12 protein-coding genes and 2 pseudogenes are annotated in these 9672 nt (G+C 37.4%); all 14 read left to right on the top strand.

Features of this window, described 5'->3' with window-relative positions:
- Positions 1-527, top strand: a pseudogene (locus tag DWZ61_RS18945) (hypothetical protein); the annotation flags it as partial.
- 22 nt (positions 528-549) lie between these two features.
- Complete coding sequence (locus tag DWZ61_RS18950; RefSeq protein ID WP_118540067.1) at positions 550-1041, top strand: hypothetical protein; 492 nt, start codon at positions 550-552, stop codon at positions 1039-1041.
- Positions 1042-1545: 504 nt separating this feature from the next.
- A complete protein-coding gene (locus DWZ61_RS18955; protein WP_243026464.1) occupies positions 1546-2685 on the top strand; it encodes an RHS repeat-associated core domain-containing protein in 1140 nt (379 codons plus the stop codon).
- Between the two features lie 2 nt (positions 2686-2687).
- Positions 2688-2954, top strand: a complete 267-nt coding sequence (locus tag DWZ61_RS18960) for an antitoxin Xre/MbcA/ParS toxin-binding domain-containing protein (RefSeq protein ID WP_118540069.1) — start codon at positions 2688-2690, stop codon at positions 2952-2954.
- A 129-nt stretch (positions 2955-3083) separates the two neighbouring features.
- Positions 3084-3326 (top strand): HNH/endonuclease VII fold putative polymorphic toxin, encoded by a 243-nt coding sequence (locus tag DWZ61_RS19975; protein ID WP_148446654.1) that lies wholly within the window; start codon positions 3084-3086, stop codon positions 3324-3326.
- Positions 3327-3341: 15 nt separating this feature from the next.
- Entirely contained in the window at positions 3342-3800 is a 459-nt protein-coding gene (locus tag DWZ61_RS18970) for a hypothetical protein (protein WP_117466253.1), read from the top strand.
- A gap of 254 nt (positions 3801-4054) precedes the next feature.
- Positions 4055-4492 (top strand): hypothetical protein, encoded by a 438-nt coding sequence (locus DWZ61_RS18975; RefSeq protein WP_117466252.1) that lies wholly within the window; start codon positions 4055-4057, stop codon positions 4490-4492.
- Positions 4447-4572: pseudogene (locus DWZ61_RS20335) on the top strand (RHS repeat-associated core domain-containing protein); the annotation flags it as partial. The gene DWZ61_RS18975 and the pseudogene DWZ61_RS20335, both read left to right, overlap by 46 nt.
- A 102-nt stretch (positions 4573-4674) precedes the next feature.
- On the top strand, positions 4675-5046 hold the full coding sequence (locus DWZ61_RS19885; RefSeq protein ID WP_182427207.1) for a DUF2380 domain-containing protein: 372 nt from the start codon (positions 4675-4677) through the stop codon (positions 5044-5046).
- Positions 5046-5615 carry a hypothetical protein gene (locus tag DWZ61_RS18985; RefSeq protein WP_118540071.1) on the top strand — a complete coding sequence of 190 codons (570 nt, stop codon included), beginning with the start codon at positions 5046-5048 and terminating at the stop codon, positions 5613-5615. The genes DWZ61_RS19885 and DWZ61_RS18985 overlap by 1 nt, the downstream gene beginning before the upstream one ends.
- 1306 nt (positions 5616-6921) lie before the next feature.
- Positions 6922-8154 carry an IS110 family transposase gene (locus tag DWZ61_RS18990; protein ID WP_118540072.1) on the top strand — a complete coding sequence of 411 codons (1233 nt, stop codon included), beginning with the start codon at positions 6922-6924 and terminating at the stop codon, positions 8152-8154.
- A gap of 165 nt (positions 8155-8319) precedes the next feature.
- Positions 8320-8622, top strand: coding sequence for a hypothetical protein (locus tag DWZ61_RS18995; RefSeq protein WP_118540073.1), 303 nt, complete (start codon positions 8320-8322; stop codon positions 8620-8622).
- A 4-nt stretch (positions 8623-8626) separates the two neighbouring features.
- The gene (locus DWZ61_RS19000; RefSeq protein ID WP_118540074.1) at positions 8627-9208 is read left to right on the top strand and encodes an Imm26 family immunity protein; all 582 of its coding nucleotides are present in this window, start codon (positions 8627-8629) and stop codon (positions 9206-9208) included.
- A 201-nt stretch (positions 9209-9409) separates the two neighbouring features.
- Positions 9410-9672: hypothetical protein (locus DWZ61_RS19980; RefSeq protein ID WP_207664194.1), on the top strand; the 263-nt coding region annotated here is incomplete at its 3' end.

Below are 9672 nucleotides of genomic sequence, written 5' to 3' on the forward strand. Positions count from 1 at the left end.
TGCAGGAAGACGTCTATCAGGGGGATGGACTGAATCTGTATGCGTACTGCGGGGATAACCCAGTGGTGTATGATGATCCGAGTGGGTATGCAAGTACATCAACAGGTAAAGCTTGTCCACCACAGGGGAAAATTAGTGAAAGTGTTGATGGGAGTGGTAGTAGTGCTGATTTAGGAAATAAACTCGACTATCAATTTGGAAAAGCAGGAGGAAACAGGCATAATATTGACAGGACTAATGGTTTAAAAGCAGAAATGGATAAATTAGGTTTTAATGATACAGCAGAAAATCGAGCTTATTTTGAACAATATTATAATGACGTTTTAAATAGTTCAAATAATATTGTAGGAGATCCAGAAACGGCATCATATATAGAAAATGGAGTGACACATTATTATACTGTTACAACTAGAGAGAGTTTTTTGATGGGTAAGTATGGTGGAGCAAAGGTAACTACATATTGGGATGGAAATAGATTATTAACAATAAAAATAGGTTCTGGAAAGCAAACAAGATATAATCATTAAATTGGGAAAGCAGGTTATTGGTATGAACGATATTATTAATTTGGAAAAAGCGACAGAGTACGTGGTGTATAATCCAATATTGACATTGAGTGAAGACGTTGATTATGATAATTGCTTTTGTGTATTACAAACAAATAGTGGCAATATTGCATTTTCGTATTATGATTTGGGAATTGCTCCTGCTTATGTAATACAAAACACAATCTTGTTTTTAAGTTTTGGAAAAGGTTATTATATTATAGATTTAAAAGAAAAATACGTATTATATAAATCTGTGGATTTATTGTCTGTTATTTTTGAAATCATAAAATTTGATTATCAATCGTGCATTGTACTTGTAGGAGAAATATCTTTAATATGTTATAGTTTAGAAGGAAATTTGATATGGAAAAATAGTTATAGAAATACAATATTTGATTGGTTTGTTACGGATAAAGGGCTTTCTGTAGTTTTTGAGAATGATGAGAAGTGGCTAATTACATTAAAAGATGGGAATGGTATTCGTGTAGAATAATATTTAATCTGCGTTATACTTTTGGACATTCAATAACTTACAACTCTTGCATGTCTATTAATTAACGATCATGGTTACTCAGAAGGAATCAGGAATCCATGATGTTAATTAATAGAATTCGGGTGTGAAAAGGTAATTTTTTGAAAGTTATTCGTCATAATGTACAAAATATATGCATTCAGAACCCGCTTTCGCTTGGATTGGTTTGCTCATGTTACATACAATTCCTGTTGCATTTCACTTGCAGGAATTTACTAACGAGTAGACCATACAGTTCTTCATCGTATTATATTTGTGCATTAGGGTGATTACTTTTTAGAAGGGAATCTTTTGACACTCTAATCTTAATAGATACTAGCGAAATTTTGCCGAGTTGGGTATACGAAAGGACATTGCAATTTCAATATGCTGATGTAGCGTACTCTTAGTAACAGAATATTGGGAAATATGCTTTCAGATGGAGAAATTTCTTATCTCTATGACGGTTTCGGAAGGTTTGAGCAGGTGACAAAGGCAGACGGAAGCATCACCCATGTGATAAATGGTGAAGAGAAGGAAAGCGGGGAGCTTCCACAGGAGGATGTACAGTCACGTGTACTCAACTACTATGAATATGATGCATTTGGCAATACCATCAGATGTGAAGAACAGGTGCACAAACGCTTCCGTTATACAGGAGAGCAGTACGATATTCTGACGGGACAGTATTACCTGAGGGCAAGATATTATAACCCTGTCATTGCCAGATTTACACAGGAAGACACTTATTACGGGGATGGACTGAACCTGTATACCTACTGTCAGAACAACCCGGTTCTCTACCATGACCCGACAGGACACGGTACGAAGGAGAACAGCCCGTACAGCAGGAAAGAACAGCAGTACATTGATGCAGGGGCAGACCCGGATACAGCCAGACTGGCAGCCGAGTGTTACCCGGATGCAAAATCGAAACAGGACTTATACAATAAGTACAAGAGTCAGGGATATAATGCAACAGATGCGAAGAAGCTGGCAAACTATGAGATTGTCCATGGCGAGGAGAGGGCAAAGAACTATGCTGCCAACAATGTAAAGAAGAGCGGTCCTGATTACACAGCGACTTTCCCAAGAGATAATGTTAACACCGACTGGAGAACCCAGGAAAGAGTGAATGCGCAGAGGAATGCCGGAGCTGGTAAGGGGAATGAAAGCGGTAATAAGAGTGGTAGTAAACCAATAGGTGCTACATACGAAGGAACTATATACAGAAGTGTTGATAGTAGATACGACCCGTTAGAAATGAGTCAGTATACGATTAACTCTAATCATAGATATACAGAGTCAGGTGTGCCAGGATTACATTTTAGTAGTGGTGAAAAAATAGTTAAAGCGGAACTTGGAAATTATGATGTTTTTGATTTTTCAAACAGAACAATGTATTCGTATGATGTAAGATTGACAAACATGCTAGATGTAAGTAATCCTTCAGTGCGTTCACAACTGGGGATTTCTCTCGAGAGTATAGTCGGAGAAGGATATGATGTTACGCATGCTATTGGTCGATATGCATATAGCAATGGTTATAATGGAATTATTGCGCCTTCTGCTAGAGCAGATGGAGGAAGAAATATTATTCTTTTCAATGCAAAGGGGGTGAAATAACTATGGATATGCTTGAGATGTTTTTTTATGAATATGAAGAAGAAGCATGGAACAAATATGCTAGCTGTTTTGAAGATGTAAATACACAGATAGATGGTGTGCCACAGGAGATTGTGAATGCTATCTTCACTATTTTAGGAGATGCTACAGGATATGATTGGTTGCATAAACCCCTTCATAAATTTGGTGGAAAAAGTGCAGTTGAATTATTAAAAACAGAAAAAGGGGAAAAGGCGTTAAAAGCCTTTATTATGAGATTACCTAATTAATGATGATTGACCAGCTATGTGATACTGTGTAGCTGGTCTGGAAAAACATAAGTATTCTGTATTTTTGTCAAGAGTGGTAGTAATACTACTAGAAGACAAGCATTTAGAGAGGCAAAGGAAGCGGCAGGTATTCCAAAGTCAGCAGAATATAAAACTCACAAATTTGTATTTGATGGAACTTCAGAAAATAGAATTGTGTATGAATTTGATGTATGTGGAGAGAAGAAATACATTATAGAACATCCCTTTGATAAGATGGGACGTGGAAATCATTTTCACGGTGCAGATGACACGAAAGGAAGTCCCTTTAGCAAAGGTAGATATAATCAATACCCAGGACATTTTCCAGAAGATTTTAATGGGTTTAATTAGGAAATGGAGATATAAATGGATAAAGCAAGATTGGATGAAGTTAAAAGAAGAAATAAAATACTACAAGCTTGTAAAGAATGGGAAAATAATGGGATAAAGATTTCTATTAATGATTTTTATGACCTTCATACTACTTTACAACTACAGGAAAAAATAATTGCTAAGTTAGATGAATTAGATAGTCAGAAAAAGTATATTATTTGTAAAAATAAAGAGGAAATAGAAGATTTTTTGAACTATACAAATAAAGTAATATGTAAATCTATGAAATATGCTTTTTTTGTGGCAAATGCAACGAAGCTTGGAGCATTAAAATTGCAGGGAAATATTATTTCCAATAATATTGAATATGTAATAAGTAAATCGGAATTTTTAAATGGTGGATGCAGCATATTTATTTGTTCATGTGGCTTAGAAAATGGTGTATGTTTATGGAGAGGAGAGTATGATAGTAGAGTTTACTTTTGGCAGTAGCAGCTTATTTGTTAATAAACATAATGAAATTAATGACCAGCTATGCCAATTAATGTGTAGTTGGTCTGACGCATTATAATAATATAAAGCTGATTCCAAGGGGAGTAGTTTCAGCCCCCACTAAATGTTTTATTTTGATACTTCTAATGGATTAATAGTAAGAAAAAACAATACCGGGATGCCGTTTCAGGCAGTATCCATATGGCAGTGACTTCTGCAACCGTCTGACAGAGATAACAGACGGCATCAGACAGGTGAAGCACTATACCTACGATAACAGCGGAAATATGCTCTCAGATGGTGAGATGTCTTATCTCTATGACGGTTTCGGAAGACTGGAACAGGTGACAAAGGCAGACGGAAGCTTCCAAAAGAACCATTATAATGCAGAAGGACTGCGTGCAGAGATGGAGGAAAACGGACAACTGGTGAAATTCCTCTACAATGAGAACAGGGAGGCAGTAGCCGAAGAGGAGTCCGATGGCAATGTAATCCGCTATATCCGCAGACTGGGGCTGATCAGCTCTGACAGTGAGAAGGCGAAGAGAAGGAAAGCGGGGAGCTTCCACAGGAGGATGTACAGTCACGTGTACTCGACCACTATGAATACGATGCATTCGGCAATACCATCAGATGTGAAGAACAGGTGCACAACCGCTTCCGCTATACGGGAGAGCAGTACGATCCTCTGACGGGACAGTATTACCTGAGGGCAAGATATTATAACCCTGTCAGTGCCAGATTCACACAGGAAGATACCTACTATGGTGACGGACTGAACCTGTATGCATACTGTAAGAATAATCCGGTGGTGTACTATGATCCGAGTGGGTACAAGGATAAACGTCAGACCCCATGCAAGGAAGAAACAAGTGTGGGGGAAAGTGGTGCTGGAGAGAGTGGTAGTAAGACAGAGGTTCTATTACTGGAAACAACTAAACCAATAACAGGGAAAACTAATGATCATCATATCATTCCTGCCTTTAGAGGAAAAAGTAAGCCATATGCAGATTTTATTTCTGCTAGGGGCATTGATGTTGATCAATATACAATTACTGTAGACGCAGGTAAAGGGGGTATGCATATGAACATTATCCACGGTAAAGGTGGATGGAATCAAAAATGGATGGATTTTATTGATAATAATCCGAATGCAACAGCAAAAGATATATATCAGTTTGCAGGAAAAATGATGGATGATTACGGATTAAGTGGATATACAATTCATCCTTATGGAGGAAAATAATGAGAGACTATTTTAGTGATGTGAAAGAGTACCTTAATAGCCATTATAAGCTGACTGTTAAGAATGAAAAAAAAGAAAATTTAGTTATCAATAGTGTATTAAATAATTTTTCACTAAACGAAAGCACAAAATATATTTATGAACATTATAAACTTTTTGAAGTAGTGTGGCATGATGAAAATAATAGGTATATGGGGGCAATTAATTTTGTTTCGGATAGTGGTCTAGAAAAAGAACATGAGGAATTGATGGAGATAATGGACGAATGTTATGATACTGATTTAGATGAGCTGGAAATCGTGGAAGATATTATGCATTGGTATCCTTTATTCCATTTTCCTAATGGGGACGCATTTTGTCTGGACATAAGAAATGGAACAGTGGTATTTTATGAACATGAGATTTACGAAAGTGAGAAAAATCTGCATGGTTTATTAATAGCTACTTCAATTAATGATTTGTATGAAAAATGGAGCTATTTTCATTTTAAAGATGTATATGATTGGAGTGAAGTGGTAAATGATGAGGGAATCGATTTAGAGTGTGATGCGATTAGAAAATATTTGTAGAAATTATATTTAATTATGTCTCCACATAAGGACGCTCGACAAAGTAAATTATTTTGGTCTTTAAATTAATCGGAATGGCTCTCACCGAAGGTGATATAATCCATGTAGATTAATTTGAAGACCCTGGGGCGAATTTACCCTTTGGGTGCATATAAGGACACTCGCAAAACTGAATATTGCTTCTTCAAAGATTTAGAACGTATTGTTTTCATGGCACTCGTTGCTGTGAAGACAATGCGTTTTTCTGTAGAGTAAATGTAAAAAATAATCTCCTTAAGCGGTATTTCATATATAAAAATTGGTCAAAAAAGCGGTAATCCATTTACAGATTTTTTCAATATTGTGGTGGTATGAGATGGATATCTGTTTGGGAAGTTATGGAGTTGTAAGTAAAGAGGTGAGGAAAGCAATCTCGGTAAAAGAATAGCTATTAAAAGGTAAGTATAAGAGCCGACTAAGCAATGATTAAAATGTAACAATTTTGCAACATTTTTCTTGACGATTCCAAAGCCTCTATGTTACCATGGCACGCACCAGGGGGTATAAGAGGGATGAAAAGTTCTCGTAATACCTAAACAAAAACATAGAATCGGGAATGTTTTATTGGCGACAACCGCCATGGAACATTCTCGATTTTTCTGTTACATGTCAATCCCGATAAAATTGTCCTCAAGCATAACAAATTTTTGAACAGCAGAGAAAGTTATGCCATACCACATTTCTCCCAACGGCATAAGCCCTTTAACCTGCACTATTTTCGACCCTATTTATTTTGGCACTATCTTAAGAAATCAAATCTCTCACATTTCCCCAACAAGCCTTAAAAAGTTTATCATGGGTAACTACCTCGACTTCGCTCTTAAAATTGCACACAGGGGCAACACAGGCTCTCACAAGGGCAAGAGAAAGTTGGCTTGCCTGCCTGAAAATTATATTTGTGCATTATTACTGTTTTTCTCTGTTTTTGGTCTATGGCATAAAGCTAATTCTGCTCATTTTTAATGGATTTAAATAAAAATCTGCTCAAAAAGCAAAAAATTGACTTGCAACCTTTCTTTTTCAGAGTTAACATCACACACCACGAAAGCGATTCGTAAGTCTTTTGTGAGTCCTGTGTTCTGCAGGATGTATCCATCTCCATGAAAGTCAGCGGTATCCATTCGGGATATTTTGCGTCTGACCAGAAGTGGATAGGCTATACCACTCTTGCACACTTGGTTGCTGAAAGATGCGTAATTCCTAGAAAGATGCTTAACAGTTGAGATTGCCACTATTTTGCCAAACATTGAGAATGGAGCAGATTTTTATGATTAAAGAGAATTATATTTATGTGGGTATTGACCTACATAAGGAGACCCACACAGCAGTTATGATTGACTGCTATAATCAAAAGCTGGGAGAGATTACTTTCCCAAACAGACCAGCCGATTTTCCTAAGCTGGTAGCGAAAGTGAAAAAATGTAATACGGATGGTAAGACTATAGTTTTTGGTCTGGAGAATGCTTATGGTTACGGCAGACCTTTAGCGGTGTGGCTGATTGATAAGGGGTATTTTGTTAAGGATGTAAATACTGCTATTTCTCATCGTCAGGCAAAGCACCGTGGTGCCATGTATCGCAAGAGCGATAGCGACGATGCAGAAGCTATTGCACTTGCAACTCTAAATATGCTTGATAAACTTCCGGATGCCTGCCCTAATGATGCATACTGGTCACTTGGTCAGTTGGTGCATCGCAGGGATAACATCATGAAACAGCGAACCAGACTGGTTAATCAGTTGCACGAGCAGCTGTGTATTGCATATCCGTCTTACAAGTCATTTTTTAATGACATCAGCAGACCTACTGCACTGTATTTCTGGGAGCATTACCCATCCAAAAAGTATCTAAAAGGTAAGTCTGTGGAAGATTTGCGAGCGGAACTTGTTCCTGTCAGCCACAATAAATGCTCCACCAAGACCTGCGAGAAAATCTTGGATGCAGTAGCCAGTGATAAGGTGAAAAACAATGCTTATCAAGATGCAAGGGATATGGTGACTCTTAGCATAGTCAGTGATTTACAGCACTATGACAGCCAACTGGCAGAGGTAGACAAGATGCTGGAACAGATGTATAAGATGCTTGGCTGCACGCTTACAACCATTCCCGGTGTAAATGTTATCACAGCAGTGAAGATTCTTGCTGAAATCGGTGATATCAAACGCTTTAGTAATGCCAATAAACTGGCACAGTTTGCCGGAATTGCACCGCTTCATTTATCATCCAGCGGAAAGGGGAAAGATTTAGCCACCAAGCAAGGTAACAGACGATTGCAGGCAACCATTTATTTCCTTGCGATTCAGATGGTGCAGATATCTTCTAAGGGTACACCGAGAAATCCTGTAGTACGAGCATACTATGAGAAACGTAAAGCAGAAGGAAAAACCAGCCAACAGGCACTGATTTGCATTTCCAGACGGTTAATCAGTGTTATTTATGGGATGTTAAAGAACGGTACGGAGTACCGTATGCCAGTAGTGGAAAATGCTGGCGAAAAGTAGTGAAATAATGGCAAATATGTAGTAGAATTTTAAGCAGATGTGATAGTCAGCTTTGGGAAGTGTACGCATTTTCCGGAAGAGTGGCATCGGCTTGGATTATTATAAGGGTAAAGAGTTTATGTCAAGAGTGGTACATCTTCTACAACAGCAGGATTTGATGACTGGTTGGGTAAGGGTGCAACAGATAATAAAGTGTACTTTGGAATGAAGGATGGAACAGCTCAATATACAGGAATAACTAAACAAACAAAAAATGCTAGATTAAATCAACATAATAACGCAGGTAAAGCTTTTGATGATTTAGATATTCAATATGAGGGCTTAACCAGAAATCAGGCCAGAGCGATTGAACAATATTATATTGAAAATGGCCCCAATGCTCTTAATAAGATTAACAGTATAAGTCCGAATAATAAATATTATCAAGATGCAATGAATTGGGCAAAACAATACTTAGGAGTGGAATAGAGATATGATGGATTTGAAAAATATAAACAATAATATTATTTCAAACAGATGGAAAGAACGGTGCGAAAAACTACCTGACGAGATAAAAGAAAAACTTAATGAGTTGGATAATTCTGATGTTTCGGATTATCAACTGCAGGTGATAAAAAGGAAAAGAGTCTATCCAGAAATTGGAGATATCTTTAAAGTTAATCCAAGAGATGATATTTATTTTTATGGCGTTGTTTTAAATAATCATATTTATAATATCAATGGTGATGACCTATTGCTAGTACTGATTTTTAAACAAAATGTTGATATCAAAGGAAGTATTAGCAATGGAGTAAAAGAAGATGATTTGTTGCTTCCACCACAGATAGTTGGAAAGGAATATTGGACAAGAGGCTACTTTTATAATGTTGAACACTATGACAAGATATTAAATGTCAAGGATTATGGATTCTATAGCATAGGAAAAGGTAAGTTTTTTGATGAATATGGGAAAGAACTTGCTAATCAGCCCAAATTGCTTGGAACCTATGGAGTTGCAACTATATCTGGAATTGCAAGAAAAATAAATCAAGAACTAATTATTGCAGGGATGTAACATTTAACCTTGACTAACCCAAAAAGTCCATGTTACAATGGCACGCACAAGGGGGGGTGTAAGAGGGATGAAAAATCCCCGTAATACCTAAACAAAAACATAGAATCGGGAATGTTTTATTGGCGACAACTGCCATGGAGACATTCTCGATTTTCTGTTACATGGCAATCCCGATAAAACTGTCCCAAAGCATAACATATTTTGGAACAGCAGAAAAAGTTATGCCATGCGGATATCTTCCCAACGGCTCTGCCGGTGGGTGTTTCCCGGCTTAGGCCGTCCTCTGGCGGCATAAGCCCTTTAACCCGCACTATTTTCGACCCTATTTATTTTGGCACTATCTTAAGAAATCAAATCTCTCACATTTCCCCAACAAGCCTTAAAAAGTTTATCATGGGTAACTACCTCGACTTCGCTCTTAAAATTGCACACAGGGGCAACACAGGCTCTCACAAGGGCAAGAG

Origin of the sequence: Clostridium sp. AF34-10BH, assembly GCF_003478095.1 — a bacterium.
Classification (GTDB): Bacteria; Bacillota; Clostridia; order Lachnospirales; family Lachnospiraceae; genus Acetatifactor; species Acetatifactor acetigignens.